Source organism: Mycobacterium mantenii, from assembly GCF_001667865.1.
Classification (GTDB): Bacteria; Actinomycetota; Actinomycetes; order Mycobacteriales; family Mycobacteriaceae; genus Mycobacterium; species Mycobacterium mantenii_A.
Genome location: NZ_LZJP01000060.1, coordinates 38,778 through 56,387 on the forward strand (window position 1 = coordinate 38,778; position 17,610 = coordinate 56,387).

The 17,610-nt window shown below is 70.0% G+C and carries 17 protein-coding genes; 5 read left to right on the plus strand and 12 right to left on the minus strand.

Going from position 1 to position 17,610, the window contains the following annotated elements; translation table 11 throughout:
- Window positions 1-102: 102 nt before the first annotated feature.
- The 9 genes from recN to A5688_RS09470 all read right to left on the minus strand — a co-directional run bounded on the left by recN (window position 103) and on the right by A5688_RS09470 (window position 8,113).
- Complete coding sequence (gene recN, locus A5688_RS09430; RefSeq protein ID WP_067908186.1) at window positions 103-1,857, minus strand: DNA repair protein RecN; 1,755 nt, start codon at window positions 1,855-1,857, stop codon at window positions 103-105.
- Window positions 1,858-1,883: 26 nt separating this feature from the next.
- Entirely contained in the window at window positions 1,884-2,813 is a 930-nt protein-coding gene (locus tag A5688_RS09435; RefSeq protein WP_278184169.1) for an NAD kinase, read from the minus strand.
- Window positions 2,810-3,619, minus strand: coding sequence for a TlyA family RNA methyltransferase (locus tag A5688_RS09440; protein ID WP_067828457.1), 810 nt, complete (start codon window positions 3,617-3,619; stop codon window positions 2,810-2,812). Before A5688_RS09440 ends, A5688_RS09435 begins: the two co-directional genes overlap by 4 nt.
- A gap of 8 nt (window positions 3,620-3,627) precedes the next feature.
- Window positions 3,628-3,813, minus strand: coding sequence for a hypothetical protein (locus A5688_RS09445; RefSeq protein WP_067828460.1), 186 nt, complete (start codon window positions 3,811-3,813; stop codon window positions 3,628-3,630).
- 23 nt (window positions 3,814-3,836) lie between these two features.
- Window positions 3,837-4,862: an HAD-IIA family hydrolase gene (locus A5688_RS09450; RefSeq protein ID WP_068268140.1), complete on the minus strand. Its 1,026-nt coding sequence runs from the start codon at window positions 4,860-4,862 to the stop codon at window positions 3,837-3,839.
- Window position 4,863: 1 nt separating this feature from the next.
- On the minus strand, window positions 4,864-5,664 hold the full coding sequence (locus A5688_RS09455) for a tetratricopeptide repeat protein (RefSeq protein WP_120312310.1): 801 nt from the start codon (window positions 5,662-5,664) through the stop codon (window positions 4,864-4,866).
- Between the two features lie 28 nt (window positions 5,665-5,692).
- Entirely contained in the window at window positions 5,693-6,055 is a 363-nt protein-coding gene (locus A5688_RS09460) for a DUF732 domain-containing protein (protein ID WP_207546633.1), read from the minus strand.
- Between the two features lie 108 nt (window positions 6,056-6,163).
- Complete coding sequence (gene tyrS, locus A5688_RS09465) at window positions 6,164-7,435, minus strand: tyrosine--tRNA ligase (RefSeq protein WP_120312513.1); 1,272 nt, start codon at window positions 7,433-7,435, stop codon at window positions 6,164-6,166.
- A gap of 33 nt (window positions 7,436-7,468) precedes the next feature.
- The gene (locus tag A5688_RS09470) at window positions 7,469-8,113 is read right to left on the minus strand and encodes a DNA-3-methyladenine glycosylase (RefSeq protein ID WP_067828466.1); all 645 of its coding nucleotides are present in this window, start codon (window positions 8,111-8,113) and stop codon (window positions 7,469-7,471) included.
- Window positions 8,114-8,220: 107 nt separating this feature from the next.
- Here A5688_RS09470 and A5688_RS09475 point away from each other — a divergent pair, with 107 nt between their 5' ends.
- The 4 genes from A5688_RS09475 to A5688_RS09490 all read left to right on the plus strand — a co-directional run bounded on the left by A5688_RS09475 (window position 8,221) and on the right by A5688_RS09490 (window position 11,719).
- On the plus strand, window positions 8,221-9,498 hold the full coding sequence (locus A5688_RS09475; protein ID WP_067828469.1) for an ammonium transporter: 1,278 nt from the start codon (window positions 8,221-8,223) through the stop codon (window positions 9,496-9,498).
- A 67-nt stretch (window positions 9,499-9,565) separates the two neighbouring features.
- A complete protein-coding gene (locus A5688_RS09480; protein WP_067828472.1) occupies window positions 9,566-10,330 on the plus strand; it encodes an ABC transporter ATP-binding protein in 765 nt (254 codons plus the stop codon).
- Window positions 10,264-11,082 carry an ABC transporter permease gene (locus tag A5688_RS09485; RefSeq protein WP_082951053.1) on the plus strand — a complete coding sequence of 273 codons (819 nt, stop codon included), beginning with the start codon at window positions 10,264-10,266 and terminating at the stop codon, window positions 11,080-11,082. Before A5688_RS09480 ends, A5688_RS09485 begins: the two co-directional genes overlap by 67 nt.
- 13 nt (window positions 11,083-11,095) lie before the next feature.
- The gene (locus A5688_RS09490) at window positions 11,096-11,719 is read left to right on the plus strand and encodes a TetR family transcriptional regulator (RefSeq protein ID WP_067828476.1); all 624 of its coding nucleotides are present in this window, start codon (window positions 11,096-11,098) and stop codon (window positions 11,717-11,719) included.
- Here the strand turns inward: A5688_RS09490 and A5688_RS09495 are convergent.
- From A5688_RS09495 to A5688_RS09505, 3 genes are all read right to left on the minus strand, one after another.
- A complete protein-coding gene (locus A5688_RS09495; protein WP_067828479.1) occupies window positions 11,685-11,900 on the minus strand; it encodes a Trm112 family protein in 216 nt (71 codons plus the stop codon). The two genes, A5688_RS09490 and A5688_RS09495, sit on opposite strands and share 35 nt — an antisense overlap.
- Complete coding sequence (locus A5688_RS09500; RefSeq protein WP_120312312.1) at window positions 11,897-14,923, minus strand: acyl-CoA synthetase; 3,027 nt, start codon at window positions 14,921-14,923, stop codon at window positions 11,897-11,899. Before A5688_RS09500 ends, A5688_RS09495 begins: the two co-directional genes overlap by 4 nt.
- A gap of 86 nt (window positions 14,924-15,009) precedes the next feature.
- On the minus strand, window positions 15,010-16,530 hold the full coding sequence (locus tag A5688_RS09505) for an HNH endonuclease signature motif containing protein (RefSeq protein ID WP_067908195.1): 1,521 nt from the start codon (window positions 16,528-16,530) through the stop codon (window positions 15,010-15,012).
- A 92-nt stretch (window positions 16,531-16,622) separates the two neighbouring features.
- Here A5688_RS09505 and A5688_RS09510 point away from each other — a divergent pair, with 92 nt between their 5' ends.
- Window positions 16,623-17,468, plus strand: a complete 846-nt coding sequence (locus A5688_RS09510; protein ID WP_067908198.1) for an SDR family NAD(P)-dependent oxidoreductase — start codon at window positions 16,623-16,625, stop codon at window positions 17,466-17,468.
- The last annotated feature ends 142 nt before the right edge of the window (window positions 17,469-17,610 follow it).

The following is a 17,610-nucleotide window of genomic DNA, read 5'->3' on the forward strand; positions in this document are numbered from 1 at the left end:
TGTCCGCGATGCGTCGGCGAGCAAGGGAGGCGCGCCGTAACATCAGCCTCAGAAGTTATCTAGAGTCCCATTAGTCACATCTGTATTAAGTGATGCCGACGATCAGATCTCATCCTTCTGCGCCGCATCCAGCAGTTCGCGGGCATGCGCGCGGCCACTGTCGGATTCGCCCAACCCGGCCAGCATCCGGGCCAGCTCGGCCACCCGCTCGTCGTCGGCGACCCGGCGAACCACGCTGGTCCCCTTGGGCCCGGCGCCATGCACCACCAGGTGCACGTCGGCGTACGCCGCGACCTGCGGCAGATGCGTGACCACGATGACCTGGTGGGTGCGCGCCAGCCGCGCCAGCCGCCGACCGATCTGCACCGCCGCCCGGCCACCCACGCCGGCGTCGACCTCGTCGAACACCATGGTGGTGCCCAGTGACTCTTTGCGCGAGGCGGCCAGCACCACCTCCAGCGCCAGCATCACCCGGGACAGCTCGCCGCCGGAGGCGCTCTTGGCCAGCGGCAGCTGGTCCATCCCGCGGTGCGCGGCGAAGCCGAACTCGACCTGGTCGACGCCGTCGGCGCCGGCGCGGGCCAGCTCGCCCGAGGGCAGCACGAGCGCGGCCGCGTCGTCGGCGGTCGAAGCGGTATCGATGGTGACGTCGATGCCGAACTGCGCGTCGGCCATCGCCAGCCCGGATAGCTCGGCGGTGACCTCCTTGGCGAGCCGCTTGGCGGCCTTGCGCCGGATGTTGCTCAGATCGACCGCGGCCTGGGCCAATTCGCGCGCGAGCTCGTCGACGCGCGCCGCCAGCGCGGCCAGCCCTTCCTCGGAGACGTCGAGCTGGGCCAGCCGTTGCCGCGACTCGCGGGCCCAGTCGAGCACACCGTCGATGTCCGCGGCGTACTTGCGCGTCAGCGTGCGCAGCTCGGCCTGCCGGGACAGTTTAGATTCCAGCGCGCTGGCATCGACCGGCAGCTCCTCGAGGAAGCCGCCCAGTTCGGCGGCCGCGTCGATGACCACGGTCAGCACCTCACCGAGCTGGCCGGCCAACGCCACCAGCTTGGCGTCGTCCGTCGATTCCAGTGCGGCCCTTGCCTTTCCGAGGCTGTCGGTCGCGCTGAACCCATCCGGCTCATCCGAGGACAGGGCCGCACGCGCGGTGGCCGCGGCCTCGCGCAGCGTGTCCAGCTCGGAGAGCCGCAGGATCTCGGCGACCAGAGCGTCGTCCTCGCCGGGTTGCGGGTCCACGGCGTCGATCTCGTTCAGCGCGAAGTTCAGCCGGTCGGCCTCCAGCGCCAGTTCGCGCATCCGGTTGCGCCGGTCGAGCAGGTCGCGCCGCGCCGACAGCCAGGCGTCGCGCAGTTTGCAGTAGCGCTCCAGTGCCGGGCCGGCCTTCGCGAATCGGTCCAGCGCGCCGCATTGCTCCTCGGGCCGCATGAGCCGCAGCTGGTCGTTCTGCCCGTGCAGGGTCAGCAGCCCGGCGGTGAAGTCGCCCAGCGACTTGGCGGGCACGCTGCGGCCGCCCAGATAGGCCCGCGACGGCCCGTCGCGGCTGACCGAGCGCAGCGCGATCACGCTGCCGTCCTCGTCGCGCTCGGCGCCCGACGCGTCCAGCATCTCGTCCAGCTTGACCACCGTGGCCTCGTCGAGATCGGTTGTGGTGAAACGGCCTTCGACGACCGCCCGATCGGCCCCGGACCGCACCCTGGTCGCGTCGGCGCGCGCACCGCCGAGCAGGTGCAGGCCGGTCACCACCATGGTCTTGCCGGTGCCGGTCTCCCCGGTCAGCACGGTCAGGCCGCGGTCGAACTCCCCGACGGCAGCGCTGATGGCACCGAGCGACTCGATGCGGATTTCGGTCAGCATTCAGTCAGCACCTGCAGTTGGGGTCGTCAGTTCCCGCGCCACCCGGTCACCGGCAACCGGAATTTGCGCACCAACCGGTCGGTGAACGGGGCGCTGTCCAGGCGGGCCCATTTCACCGGTGTGTCGCAACGCTTTACCTCCAGCCTGCTGCCCGCCGGGATCAACATTTCGCGGCGGCCGTCGCAGAACACCAGGGCGTCATGCCCGTCGGCCTCGATCTCGATCGCGATGGTGGCGTCCGGGCTGGTGACCATGGGGCGGCCGAACAGCGCGTGAGCGTTGTTGGGTACCACCAGGATTGCCTCGAGGTCCGGCCACAACACCGGTCCGCCGGCGGAGAACGCGTAGGCGGTCGACCCGGTGGGCGTCGACACCAGGACCCCGTCGCAGCCGAACGCCGACACCGGGCGCCCGTCGATCTCGAGGACCACCCCGAGCACGCCCAGGCGGGGACCCTTTTCCAGGCTGACTTCGTTGAGCGCCCAGCCGTGCACGGAGACGTCGCCGCCGTGGCGCACGATCACGTCGAGCGTCAGCCGGTTCTCCACCCGATAGTCTTGTGCGACAACATGTTCCAGCACCCGGTCGATGGCTTCGGCCTCGGCCTCGGCCAGAAAGCCGATGCGGCCCAGGTTGACGCCCAGCACCGGAATGTTGGCGTTGCGGGCCAGTTCGGCGGCCCGCAGGAAGGTGCCGTCGCCGCCCAGCGCCAGCACCAGTTCGCAGCCGTCCGCGGCCTGGGGGTCGGCGTTGACCACCTCGATCTCGACGCCCAGTGCGCGCATGTCGTCGGGGGCCAGGTGCAACGACCCCTTGTCAACCGCCTCCGCAGACAGCACCCGAAGCCCGATGTCGTTGTCGCCCAGCACTTTCTGCACGCGCCGCGCGGTCTCGGTGGCCTCTTCGCGGCCGGTGTGGACCACCATCAACACGGTGCGGGGAGCGTGTTCGTTCACTGTGGCCCGCTTTCCACCGCGTGCCGCACCGCGGTCACCAGCTCGTCGCCGGCCAGCGGCCGATCGGTCTGGGCGCGCAGCCGCAGAAAGTATTCGACATTGCCCGACGGCCCCGGCAGCGGGCTGGCGGCGACGCCGACGGTGTGCCAGCCCAGCTCTGCCGCGCGACCGGCGACCGCCAGCACCGCGTCGGCGCGCAGGCCCGGGTCGTGCACCACACCCCCGGCGCCGACCAGGCCCTTGCCCACCTCAAACTGCGGCTTCACCATGGGAACGATATCCGCGTTCGGTGCGGCGCATCCAGCCAGCGCCGGCAACACCGTGGACAGCGAAATGAACGACAGGTCGGCCACCACGAGGTCGACCGGTCCGCCGATCGCCTCGGGCGTCAGGTCGCGAACGTTGGTCCGCTCGACGACGACCACCCGCGGGTCGCTGCGCAGCGACCACGCCAGCTGCCCGTACCCGACGTCCACGGCGACCACTTCGGTCGCCCCGCGATCCAGCAGGACTTCGGTGAAGCCGCCCGTGGACGCGCCGGCGTCCAGGCAGCGACGGCCCGCGACCGAGACCTCGAAGGCGTCCAGCGCCCCGATGAGTTTGTGCGCCCCGCGCGAGACCCAGCCGCGCTCGCCGTCCTCGGCGACGGTCAGGGCGGCGGTGACGGCGACGGCGGTGCCCGGCTTGCGCGCCGGCATCCCGTCGATGCTGACCTTCCCCGCGCCGATCAACTCCGCGGCCTGCTGACGAGACCGGGCCAGGCCGCGCCGGACCAGCTCGGCGTCAATGCGGGCGCGTCGGGACATCCGGGCATTCAGCCCTTCTCCGCCGACTCCAGCGCAGCCAGCAGCACGTCGTGCGCCTCGGACAGGCGGCGTGCTATCTCTTCGAGCTCGTCGAGCGACGGCACCTTCTCGGGGTCTTCTGTGTCCTCGGGCTGGGGCAGCCGGGCGAGCAGGGTGTCGATTTCAGCGCGAATCTGATCGGGATCGATAGTCATCGCGTTACTACGCTAGTCACCCGTCAGTCGGTGTGCACCAAAGACCAGCGTTGCAGCGCGGCGCGGGCGTGCTCGTCGGCGGCCTCGATGCGCACCTCGCCGCCGTCCCCGGCGCTCCAGACCGCGCCGGCCACCGCCCGCACGATCGACAGGCCGTCCCCGTCGTCGGGCCCGGTGCCGCTCACGGTGACCGCCCGGTCCGCGACGTCGACCCGCCAGCCCGGCTGCGGGCCGACCGCAAGCCGCTCGCCGTCGTCGTGCAGCGAGCGCAGGTCGTGGCCGATGTAGGTGGGGCGCTGGGCGGGCTTGGCGTACACCGCGTCCCGCGCGGAATTGACCCCGGTGAGCACCATCAGGCTGGGTAGCTCGGCGGCGTTGGCGCCCTCGATGTCGGTGTCGAGTCGGTCGCCGACCACCAACGGGGCGCGAAAGTCGCCGCGGGCCGCGGCATCCCGCAGCAGTCCGGGCGCCGGCTTGCCCGCGACCTGGGGCTCGCCGCCGGTGGCCGCCCGCAGCGCGGCCACGAACGATCCGTTGCCGGGCAGCAGCCCGCGCTCGGTGGGCAGGGTCAGGTCGACGTTGGATGCCACCCACAGCGCGCCGGCCCGGATGGCCAGCGCCGCCTCGGCCAGCTCCGGCCACCCGATGGTCTGGGACAGACCCTGTACGACGGCGGCCGGGTCGTCGTCGTAGCTGCGCACCGCGCGCAGCCCGACGGCGGTGATCTCGTTGGCCAGGGCCTCGGTCCCCACGATCAGCACCGGCGAGTCCGGCGCCAACTGGTCGGCCAGCAGCCGCGCCGCGCTCTGCGCACTGGTGGCGATGTCGTCGGCGGTGGCGGTGAAGCCGAGGTCGGTCAGGTGCGCGGCGACCTCGCCGGCGCTGCGCGACGCGTTGTTGGTGACGAAGTACGCGCGGCTGCGCACCTCGGCCAGCGCTTGCACCGCACCCTCGGTGGGCCGGCGGCCGCGAAACGCCGTTCCGTCCAGGTCGATCAGCAGGCAATCATATTGCTGCGCAAGGGTTTCGGCGTGATTCGGACCCGTCATGTCAGCCGAGTTCACTGACCCGGTCCTCGGCGTCGGTGACGCCGTCGACGTCGGCGGCCGCGGAGTGCAGGAACCATTGCAGCGCCTCGTCATCGCGGCCGAGCGCCAGCAGCGTGTCCGCGTAGGCGTAGAACAGCCGCGCCGCCGTGGTGCCGGTGCGGCCGGGATCCAGTTGCGGCGTGGACAACACCGTGAGCGCCTGCTCCAGCTGACCGAGATCCGCGCGCGCCCCGGCCGCGACGATGCGTAACTCGTCGGCGTCGTCACCGCTGAGTTCGGCGGCCTCCGGCCCGCGCGCGAGTTCGATCGCCCGCTCCGGGCGGCCAAGTCCGCGTTCGCAATCGGCGATCAGGGCCAGCAGCGGGGACTTGCTGCCCATCCTGCGGGCCGCCCGGAATTCGGCCAGCGCCTGCGACCAGTCGCCGCAGTGGTAGGCAGCGATGCCAACCGCTTCCCGGATGGCGGCGATCCGGCTGGACCGGGCGCGCGCCGCCCGGGCGTGACCCAGGGCGGCCTCCGGGTCTTCGTCCAGCAGTTCGCCCGCGGCCACCAGGTGGCGCGCCACCGCATCGGCGGTGGCGCGGTCCAGGGTGCTCAGTTCGCGGCGAACGTCCGGCGCCAGCTGCTTGGCTTCGACGCCGGGCGGTATCGGCGGCCCGTCCTGCGGGGCGCGATCGGCCTGGCCGTCCCGGCGCCCGGCGCCCTGCGGCTGGGCCGGCCGCGCACGGCCCGGACCGGACCAGCCGGTGGATGCCGGCCGCCCCCGCCGTTCGCCGCGGTGCCTTTGCCTGTCGTCGACCACGCTGCCGAGAATACGGGCAGCCCCGCGCCTAGCTTTGCGGCCGGTTGCCCAGCAGCGGCGCGATCACCGCCGGGCAGTAGGTCGCGATCGCGAGGATTGTGAACTTGCCCGCCGTCTCGTAGGACATGCCGTTGCCCGCGGCCATCTTGGACGTCACCGCGTCGAACGACCCGCCGGGCTCGAACAGCATCGGGCACACCGACTGTCCCATCGCCGTGGTGCCGGTCGGCTGGGTGTAGGTGATCCCGGCGTTCGTCAGGGCCGACAGGAAGGTGTTGCCGATCATGTCGGCGCGGATCGGCGCCGACAGGACCGCGGCAAGCGCCACCAGGCCGGTGATCACCCCCAGAATCCGCAGGACGGTCAACCGCACACTCGTCGCGAAATTCACCGTGACAACAGTGGTCGCTTACGGTCACGTCAATGACACGGTGGGGTAAAGATTTGTGCACGCGCGCGTTTTGCGGACGCGGTTCCGGGCCAGGCGGGGCTAGCGGGGCTAGACCTTTTCGACCCCGGCGACGGTGCGTTTGCCGCGGCGCAGCACCAGCCACTTGCCGTGCAGGAAGTCGGACGGCTGCGGTGCCCATTCCTCGCTGTCGACGCGGATGTTGTTGACCGAGACGCCGCCTTCGCCGATGGTGCGCCGCGCGGCCTTCCGGCTCTCGGACAGGCCGCTGGCGACCAGCAGGTCGACGATCCCGTCCGGGCCACCGGGTTTGAGCTCGGCGACCGAGGTCTCGCGCAGCGCCGCCGCCAGCGTGGCCTCGTCCAGGCGGTCCAGTTCGCCCTGCCCGAACAGCGCGCGGCTGGCATGCTCGACCGCCTCGGTGGCGCTCTCGCCGTGCACCAGCACGGTCAGTTCGCGGGCCAGCCGCCGCTGGGCGGCGCGCTGCTGGGGACGCTCGGCCGTCGCCTGCTCCAGCTCGGCGAGCTCGTCGGCGGTCAGGAAGGTGAACCAGCGCAGGTACCGGATCACGTCGGCGTCGGCGGTGTTGAAGAAGTACTGGTACCAGGCGTACGGCGTGGTCAGCGCCGGGTCCAGCCACAGGCTGCCGCCGCCGGTGGACTTGCCGAACTTCGTGCCGTCGGTGGCCGTCACCAGCGGCACCGTCAGGGCATGCACGGAGGCGCCGCGCTGCTGGCGCACCAACCGGACCCCGGCGATGATGTTGCCCCACTGATCGGAGCCGCCGATCTGCAGTGTGCAGCCGTAGCGCCGGTTCAACTCGACGTAATCGTTCGCCTGCAACAGCATGTAGCTGAACTCGGTGTAGGAGATGCCGTCCCCCTCGAGGCGCCGCCGCACGGTGTCGCGGTCCAGCATGACGTTGACCGAGAAGTGCTTGCCGACATCGCGCAGGAACTCGATGGCCGACAGGGGGCCGGTCCAGTCCAGGTTGTTGACGACGACCGCGCCGGTGGGTGAGTCGTCAAAGTCGACGAAGCGTCGCAGCTGGCCGCCGATCCGCTCGGTCCACTCGGCGACGGTGTCCGCCTCGTTGAGGGTGCGCTCGCCGATGTCCCGCGGGTCGCCGATCATGCCGGTGGCCCCACCGGCGAGCACGATCGGGCGATGGCCGGCGCGCTGGAAGCGGCGCAGCGCCAGCAGCGGCACCAGGTGTCCGGCATGCAGGCTCGGCGCGGTGGGGTCGAAGCCGGCGTACACCGTCATCGGGCCGCGCCGGGTTTCGGCGGTCAGCGCATCGAGATCGGTGGACTGCGCGATCAGGCCGCGCCAGCCCAGCTCGTCGATGATCATGTCGCCCATGATCCAAGATCCTTTCACCCGAGATCGGTTCGGCTAGTCGCTGGCGCCCGGCGCCGCCGCGCGGGGGCTGCGGCGGTACGCCGACACCTCCGGGCGGCCGGGGAGCCACAACCGCCACGGCCGGTCGGCGGCCTGGCTGACGCCGACCCGCGGGCCGCACGCCGCGGTCAGCGGTTCGTGCAGTTCGAGAGTCACCTCACCGTCGCCCGCGAAAAGGTCAATGCCGTTGTCGTCCATGGTGATTCCCATGGCGGCGCACAGGTTGCCCGGGCCGCGCGCCAGGGCCGCGGTGTGCACCAACTCGCCACGGCGGGCGCGCGCGACATCGGTGCCGTCCTCGAGGGCCGCGGCGCGCAGCAGTACCGCGGCGGCGGTGCCGTCGGGTCCGCACGAGACGTTGGCGCAGACGTGGATGCCGTGGCTGCGGTAGGTGTAGAGCCGCCCCGGCGGCCCGAACATCACGAAGTTGCGGGCCCGCAGGCCCTTGTACGAGTGCGCGGCGGCGTCCGGCCACGGACCGTCGGGAACTCCCCCGTAGGCCTCGACCTCGACGACCGTCCCGCTGACACCCCGCGCGGTGAGGGTGGCGCCCAGCAGCCGGCGGGCGGCCTCGACCGGGTCGACTAACAGCGGGGCCGCAGCCGTGCCTTCCCGGAATCGCCCTCGAGCCTCGGCCACATCAGATCCTGAATCCTCTTTTCTTAACCCAACGAACCTACCGGCAGGCCAAACGTGGCAGTATCCCGGTGTCCGTGACCCCCGGGCCGCGAGAAGGAGCCCACCTCATGCATGCGATCGACCCCGCCGCCACGGCGTGGCTGCTGGCCAGCACCGCGCTGGTCTTGCTGATGACCCCCGGCCTGGCCATCTTCTACGGCGGCATGGTCCGCACCACCGGCGTGCTGAACATGATCATGATGAGCTTCATCTCCATCCCCCTGGTGACGGTGGCGTGGTTGCTGGTCGGCTACACCATCGCGTTCTCCGAGGACGGGGTGAGCGGGCTCGTCGGCAACCTCAGGCATTTCGGGATGCTCGGCATCACCCCCGACACCGCGCACGGCACGGTGCCCGAATTGCTCTACGCCACCTTCCAGTTGACGTTCGCGATCATCACGGCCGCCCTGGTCAGCGGCGCCATCGCCGACCGCGCCAAGTTCGCCGCCTGGATGGTGTTCGTTCCGGTGTGGACGATCACCGTGTATTCGATTGTCGCGCACTGGGTTTGGGGACCGGGCGGATGGCTGGCCAAGCTGGGCGTCCTCGACTATGCGGGCGGGCTCGTCGTGGAGATCGTCTCCGGCTCCTCGGCGCTGGCGCTGGCGCTGGTGCTCGGACCGCGCATCGGGTTCAAGAAGGACGCCATGCGCCCGCACAATCTGCCGTTGCTGTTCGTCGGGGTCGGGCTGCTGTGGTTCGGCTGGTTCGGGTTCAACGCGGGTTCGGCCTTGGCCGCCAACGGAACCGCCGCCGCCATTTTCCTCAACACGCTGGTCGCCGGGTGCCTGGGCATGCTCGGCTGGCTCTCGGTCGAACAGATTCGCGACGGCCGGCCGACCACGTTCGGTGCGGCATCGGGCGTGGTCGCCGGCCTGGTCGCCATCACCCCGTCCTGCGGAACGGTCAACACGCTCGGCGCGACGGTCGTCGGGCTGGCGGCGGGGATCGTGTGCGCGTTCGCGGTGGGCGCGAAACTGCGCTTCAACTATGACGATTCGCTCGACGTGGTGGGCGTGCACTTCGTCGGCGGCGTGGTCGGGGTGTCGTTGATCGGCCTGTTCGCGACGGCGGTCATGACGGCGGGCCCGCAGGGCCTGTTCTACGGGGGTGGCTTCGGCCAGCTGGGCAAGCAGGCGCTGGCGATCGGGGTCGTCGCGCTCTACGCGTTCGCCATGACGTTCGTGTTGGGGAAGGTCATCGACCGGCTGATGGGCTTCCGGCTCAGCGCCGAAGACGAGACCACCGGCGTCGACCTCACGCAGCACGCCGAGACCGCCTACGCCGAGGGCGTACACGGACATCTGCCGCAGCGCCGCCCTCCCATCGGCGAACGCTTCAACTAGGCCTGTCTGCGCCTCCCGGAGATTCCGACCCTTGACAACCCCGCGCAACGGGACAATTATTCATCGCATGATGAGTTCATCTCGTGATGAATTAATCGCCGGCCCGCACGAGCCGGCCGTGCACATCGATCACCTGCGTGTGATCCGCGGCAAACTCCCGGCTCTGCACGATTTCTCAGTGCGGATCGACAAGGGCAGCATCACCGGCCTGCTCGGCCCGTCCGGCTGCGGCAAGACCACCCTGATGCGGTGCATCGTGGGCACCCAGATCGTGACCTCGGGAACCGTCAGCGTGCTCGGCCATCCGGCCGGGTCGCCGGCGCTGCACCGCCGGGTCGGGTACCTGCCGCAGGATCCGACCATCTACAACGACCTGCGGGTCGTCGACAACGTCCGCTACTTCGCCTCGCTGTACGGGTTCGACCGCAAGGCCGCCGAAGCGGCGGTCGAGCGGGTCGGGCTGTCCGATCACCGATCCGCCTTGTGCGCCAACCTTTCCGGCGGTCAGCGCATCCGGGTGTCGCTGGCGTGCGCGCTGGTCTGCCAGCCCGAACTGCTGGTGCTCGACGAGCCCACGGTGGGACTGGACCCAGTGCTGCGCGCGGATCTGTGGGAGCAGTTCGCCGACCTCGCCCGCGCCGGAACCACGCTGCTGGTCTCCAGCCACGTGATGGACGAGGCCGACCACTGCGGCGATCTGCTGCTGATGCGCGACGGCCGGTTGGTCGCCCACACCACCCCGACCCAACTGCGAGAGGACACCGGATGCACGTCACTGGAGGACGCGTTTCTGTCCATCATCAAGCGCAGCACCATGCGCGAAGCCGGCTAGGGCTAAAGGGCTACACCGCGACCACGGTGCGGATCCTGCGCCAGCTGGCGGCCGACCACCGCAGCGTCGCGATGATCCTGTTCGTCCCGGTGCTGGTGATCACGTTGATGTACTTCATGTTTCAAAACGCCCCGCACCGGCCCGGCACACCGGCACCGTTCAACAATGCGTGCCTGATCCTGCTGGGCCTGTTCCCGCTGTTCGTGATGTTCATCATCACGGCGATAACCATGCAGCGCGAACGGGCATCCGGGACGCTGGAGCGCATCCTGACCACTCCCCTGCGCCGCCTTGACCTGCTGATCGCCTACGGCACCGCCTTCTCCATCGCCGCTGCGGCGCAAGCCATTTTGGCGTGCATCGTGTCGTTCTGGCTGCTAGGTTTCGACACCGCGGGCAGCCCGGTGTGGGTGTTCGCCATCGCGATCGTCAACGCCGTGCTGGGAGTCGGTTTGGGTCTGCTGTGTAGTGCGTTCGCCCGCACCGAGTTTCAGGCCGTGCAGTTCATCCCGCTGGTGATGGTGCCGCAGCTGTTGCTGGCCGGCATCATCGTGCCCCGCGCGCTGATGCCACACTGGCTGCAATGGATCAGCAATGTGCTGCCGGCCAGCTACGCGCTGGAGGCCTTGCAGCAGGTGGGCGCGCACCCGGAACTGACGTTCATCGCGGTGCGCGACATCGTCGTGGTGTTGGGCTTCGCCCTGGCGTCGCTGTGCCTGGCCGCGGCGACGCTGCGGCGGCGGACGCCCTAGTGGCGGGTCGCCAGTGACGACCACCAACGCCGGGCGCCGGCGGCGGGGCCGGCCGGCCGGGGTCTCCGACACCCGCAACCGCATCCTGGCCAGCGCGCGAGAGCTGTTTGCCAGCAAGGGGATACGCAATACGTCGATTCGTGCGGTGGCCGCGGCCGCGGGAGTGGATTCGGCGCTGGTGCATCACTACTTCGGCACCAAGGAGAAGCTGTTTGCGGCGGCCGTGCACATCCCGATCGACCCGATGGACATCATCGGCCCGTTGCGCGAGGTGCCGGTCGAGGAGATCGGCTACCGGCTGCCGTCGATGTTGTTGCCGCTGTGGGATTCCGAACTGGGCACCGGGTTCATCGCGGTGCTCCGGTCGATCCTGGCCGGCTCGGAGGTCAACCTGTTCCGGACGTTCATCCAGGACGTGATCGCCGTCGAAGTCGGTCCGCGCGTGGACGATCCGCCGGGAAGCGGAATCATCCGCATCCAATTCGTCGCGTCGCAACTGGTGGGCGTGGTGATGGCGCGCTACATCCTGCAACTGGAGCCGTTCGCGTCGCTGCCGCCGGACCAGATCGCGCAAACCATCGCGCCGAACCTACAGCGCTACCTCACCGGGGATCTGCCGGACGGCCTTGTGCGATGAGCCGCGCGTGCTCGTCGTCGGCGACGTCGCGCGCCTCGTCGATGAGCAGCACCGGGATGCCGTCCTCGATGCGGTAGGCGCGCCGCAGCCGCGGGTTGTACAGCAGTTCGTCGTCGACCAACAGCAGCGGGCCCCGATCGTCCGGGCACACCAGGATGCTCAACAGTGCATCGTCGATCATGACTGCGCTCCGCTCAGCTCGGAACGTACCCCGCTGGTCAGGCGGCGGTACTGACTTGTCTCGGCATCGAAATACCAGACGTTGCGCCCGGCCTTCGGGATCCCGGCCGCCCGTAGGGCACTGACGGTCGGACGGAACGTCGCGCTCAGATCCAACTCCGGCGCCACACAAACGATGTCGGGGCCAAGGCCGAGGGGGATCTTGGCGAAGGCCTCGGTCAGGTCGGCCGCGGTGATGGAGGCCCCCGGCAACAGCGTCACCGCCGACACCGCCGCCTCGTGGTCGCCGACCGGCACGTTGTAGGTCACCGCGAGGTCGACACCGGTGATGCATCCCAGCGCGTCGGTGACCGGCTCGGCGAACACCAGGCCGCGCGCGGTGCGCACCACCGACCCGCGCCGGCCCGCCAGCCAGTAGTCGCCGTCGTCATCGCGGTAGAACAGGTACTCGGTCGATATCCAGGTGTCGCCGGCGGCGAAGACGCCGCGTTTGACCGAGGCGCTCGGATCGACCGGGCCGTTGGAGGCCGCGAGCAGCACCCCGACCTCGTTCGGCTCGGCGATCTGCACGAAGCCGCGCTCGTTCTCCAGGATCAGGTCGTGCTCGACGTCGTAGGCGGCCAGCTCGATGCGTCCGGCTCCCGGCAGCGGGCGGCCCTTGCTGCCGACCTTGGCGCCCGACACGTTGGCCAGCACCGCCTGCCCGTCGGTGGTGGCGAAGAACTCGACGACGTGGGCGGGCGCGAACGCGTCGACGACGCGGCCCCACAGCCCGGTCGGCATGCCGGACCCGATGAACAGCCGCACCGGGTGGTTGCCGTGCAGCACGAACGCGGGATCGTCGACGATCTCGCGGAGCATGGCCCAGGTGTAGGACACCACGGTGACGCCGTACTGGCGTACCTCCTGGACGAACCGGTTCCGGTCCAGCCCGCGCGACAGGGCGATGCGGGTGCCGCCGACCACGGCACCGCCCAGGCTCACCAGCAGCGCCGACTCGTGGTGCAAGGGGGTCAGGCAGTACACGGTGTCGCGGCGGTCCAGGGCGGCCGTCGAGGCGGTACCGAAGGCCGACACCGCCCAGCGGTAGTTGGTGATCTGCTTGGCCACCAGCTCGCCGCCGGCCGCGCTGAACGCGATGAACGCCAGATCCCGGGCCAGTCCGGGGTTGGGCCGGTACCACCCGGGCAGCTCGACGGCGTCGGGGTCGATCTGTTCCATGTCGATGACGTCGGAGTCCTCGGGCAGGTGCAGATCCCGCGCCTCGCCGCCGCCGAGCACCAGCACCTGCCGCAGCCCCTGGCGGTCGGACCCCAGCACGGCGTCGAGGTTGGCGGGGTCGGTCAGCAGCTCGGTCACTCCCCCGAGCCGCACCGAAGCGCCCAGGTCGGCATCCGGTCGCATCACGACCGCGATCGCGCCCAGCCGCGACAGCGCGGCGATGGCGACCAGTGCGCTGGGCCGGGTCTCCATCAACACGCCGACCCGGTCGCCCTGCCGCACCCCGACGTCGATCAGGCCGCGAACGACGTTGTTGATGCGCCGGTTGACGGCGTCGTAGGTGTGCACGCGGCCGTCGAACAAGAGGAATTCGCCCTGCGGCGCGTCGTGAGCCTGCTCCTCGATGATGCGACCCAGCGAAATCCGGGTGTGGTCGTTGATCTGGCCCAGGCGGACCAGGCGCGGCAGGGTGCGGGCTGTCTCGACGGCCAGGGTTCGCACGGACTTGTTGGCGGCGACGACGGTGTTGGCCGCGCCGCGCACTATTCCCAGTGCCGCCTCGGAGGCCTCCCCCAGGCCGTGCGCGATCCGGGAGCTCAACGCCACGCCGCTGTCGGTGTGCTCGTCGGGCTGGTCGGCCATCACGTCGATGCTGTCCGGCTTGTCGCCGCCGGTGGAGAGCCATTGCACCCATTCGGCGACGGTCGGCCAGCTCTGCTGCGCCGCCTTGGACCCGACGACCAGGCCGAAATGCCCTGTGCGGATGCGGCTTTCGTAGACCTCGGCGTCGGGGGCCGCCCGCCGGATGCCGCGCACCGAAGCGGGCTGGCCGATGTCGTCCACCTCGCCGACGAAGGCCAGCACCGGGCAGGTGATGTCGGTCAGGGTGACCATCTGCCCGTTGACGGCGAAGCCGCCGGTCATCATCCGGTTGTGGGCGATGAACTGCTTGAGCAGTTCGGAGATCGCCGGACCCGACCAGGCGATCCAGCCCTCGCGCTCGAGGAAACGGCGCTGCTGCTCGCGCGGCAGTAGCGCCTCGCGGTCGTGCAGTTGGCGCACGAAGTCCACCCGCGCCTTGGCGGTCTTGAGCGGGTCGAGCATCTGAAAGCCGGTGCGCGCCATCCAGCTTGGGATGGCCAGCCGGCTGAAGACATGGTCGGCCATGAAGTTGGCCGCGGGGGCGGCGAAGTTTGCCGGGATGCCCATCGGCAGGGCGGCCAGGGTGTCCACCGGCGACCCGAACGTGACGATGCTGGCCAGGCTCTTCGAACGCCGGTAGGCGGCGACCTGGTAGCACCACATGCCACCCTGCGAATAGCCGACCAGATGGATGTCGCTGCCGGTGACGTCCCTGACCGTGTCGATGGCCTGGCTGAGCGCGACGATGTGGTCGGCCAGCGTGCGCCGCATGCCGCCCTCGATCTTGTCGGGTTCGCCGAAGTCGATGACCCAGGGGTCGATCCCGTGCGCGTGCAGGATCCCCACCGCGCCTTCCTCGCGGGTGACGTCCCACATGTCGGCCGACATCATCATCGGGTGCACCATCAGCACCGGCGGCCCGACGGGCGACTGGCCGCGCCGGTTGTCCGGCGGGAAATAGCGCCGGAGCTTGTACATCGGCACGCTCTCGACGGTCTGGGACGGCGACGGGACACTACCGGTTTCCAAGCCCCCCAGCCGCAAGACCTCCAGCCCGTTCTGCGCTGTGGCGATCAGCCGCTCGACCGGTCGTGTGACCATCGAAATATTGAGATCCACTGCTGCTCCCTGAGTCTTGACAGCTTGGACATCATGGCACATCAGGGCAGCTCGGAGGGCGGTGGTTACCCCGAATCGAGTATCCGTCCAGGGCGGCGGCATCCGGGTGAGAACTGGTCCCGAACCCGTTAGAACGGCGGGGGGTCCTCGTCGGGCGGGTAGGTGGTGGGCCAAGTTTGGGCCGCGGGCGGGGCGGCGCGGGCCAGTCGGGCGTCGCGGTTGTGGCGGCGTTCGGTGGCGATGCGCGCGGCCCGGTTCTGGGCGCGGGTGCGGGTGCGCAGCGGCATCATCGCGGTGCGCTCGGCGCACGGGTCGGGTTTCGGTCCGGCGGGTAAAGGCGGGTCACCGGTCGGGGCGCACAGGCTGGGGAACAGCAGCGCGCTGCCCGGGGTGGTCACGTAGGAGTGTCCGTCGGGCAGGGTCCAGATGACCGTGCCGTCGGGCAGCTGTTGGTCACGCCAGCCCCAGAACGTCTTGACCAGGTGATGAGTGCGGCACAAGCACTTGAGGTTCGACGCGTGAGTGGGCCCGCCCGCGGCGTACGGGATCGTATGGTCGATGTCGCACTCGGTGGCCGGGCGGTCACAGCCGGGCGAGCGGCAGGTCAGGTCCCGGCACCGCACGAAATCTGCCAGTGCCTTCGACGGGACATAGCCGGGCTCGGGGGCGGCCTCACCCGGATGTGCCAGCGGGGTCAGTTTGGCCGAGGCTGCCAACTCGGCCACGAGCTCGGGGGCGATGAGTCCGTCGGCGCCCACCTCTGATGCCGGCGTGGCACCCGCCCCGTCCAGGCTGGACCGCTCGGCGATCACGTGGATCACCACCGGGGCTGGCGCGGGCCGTTTCCCGGCCAGGCAGTCGGGGCGTCCGCAGCGACAGCCCAACCGGTCGGCTCCACCCGCCAGTGCCCCCAGGGCATCGGCGCGGCGCTGGTCACGGCTGCGCGGATCGCGCTCGCATACCGTGGCGGCCAACGCATCGAGCCGTTTGTCCAGCGCATGCGCGTCGGGGGCGAGCAGGCTGCCGTGAATTTCGGCGATACCCCCGACGCCGTCGGCGATCCACACCTGCCGGTCGGCCACGAACTTCTGGCGTTGCCGCACCGCATCGACATCGGCCTTGGCCACGACCTTGTCCACCTGCGCGGCCAACCGTCCCCGCGTCATCGACGGCCAGCGCGCCACGTTCGCCGCCAGCGCGGCATCCACCCTCGCCAGCACCTCGGGGTCAACGATCAAATCGGTGCGGAACACGATCGTTTGGAACATCGAGTACTCGACATCCCCGGCGATGAAGGCCGCACCCACCTTCGGCAGCCGCTCACGCATCGCGCGCGCATACCGCAACCGGCTCGCGGCCAGACCCTGACTCACGCGCAGCGCCGCGGCCACCTCGGCGGCCACCGCCTCCTGCGTGTCGACCGCCCAGCCCTCGGTCTCCGAGCATCGCGACAGCCGATAGGCGAACAACTTCCCGATCGCCACCAACTGAGCGGCCGCGGCCCGGTTCTCCGCCCGCGCCGCCGCGCGGATCTCGTCAACCAACTCCGTGGACTCCGGCGTCCTCGACGGGTGACAACGCTCGACAAGCTCGTCAAACCGGGCAATCACCTCCGGCGACGATCCCGCACCCGACCCTGACGCGAACATACGTTCGATCATGCCACCGCCCTACGACATTGCTTCGGCCACGCGCCCAAAGAACGGCCCTAGCTGCGTAGACGGCGGCCTATCCTGCCCTCATGACGTCGAAGTTTTCTGGCAAGGTCGCATTCATCACCGGCGGCGCTTCGGGCATCGGCGCCGCACTGGCCACCAAGTTGGTCGACGGCGGCGCCGAGGTCTGGATCGCCGATCGCCAACTCGACGCGGCGCGGGAATTGGCGCAACGCCTCAACAGCGGCACCGGGAAAGCGCACGCGATCGAACTCGACGTCCGCAGCTATCCCGCATTCGAGGAAGCGGTCGCCGAGGCGCTGCGCCAGTCCGGCCGGATCGATTACCTGTTCAACAACGCCGGCATCGGCGTCGGCGGCGAGGTCGACTCCTACACCCTCGACGACTGGAACGACGTGCTCGCCGTGAATCTGCACGGCGTGGTGCACGGCATCCAGGCGGTGTATCCGCTCATGATCCGGCAGGGCTCGGGCCACATCGTGAACACGGCGTCGATGGCCGGCCTGCTGGCCGGTCCCGGTACCGCCAGCTACACGGCCTCCAAACACGCCGTCGTCGCCCTGTCGAAGGCGATGCGGATCGAGGCCGAGCGCCACAACGTCAAGGTGTCGGTGCTGTGCCCGGGCGCGATCCGGACCCCGATCCTCACCGGCGGCACGTACGGGCGGATGACCAATACCGGCGCCAGCGACGAGGAGCTCCTCGAGTTCTGGGAGCCGATGCGGCCGATGGCACCCGACAAATTCGCCGCCCGCGTCCTTCGTGCGGTGCTGCGAAACAAAGCGATCATCATCGTGCCGGCCTGGTGGAAGGCGCTGTGGTACCTGGACCGCCTGTCGCCGACTATCTCAGCGCGGTTCGCAAGGCTCTCGCTCAAGCGCATACGTGAAATGCATTCCGTCCCATCGTAATCCGCGAGGCTTGCGGGCGAGCATCTCGGTCCACCGGCTACACGATCGCCGGATCGCGCGAGCCTAGTGCCAGTTCGGATCCCAGGGACCGTTGTGCCAGTGGCCTTGATCGTGGGCTTCACCGTCGTACCAGTGGTCGCCG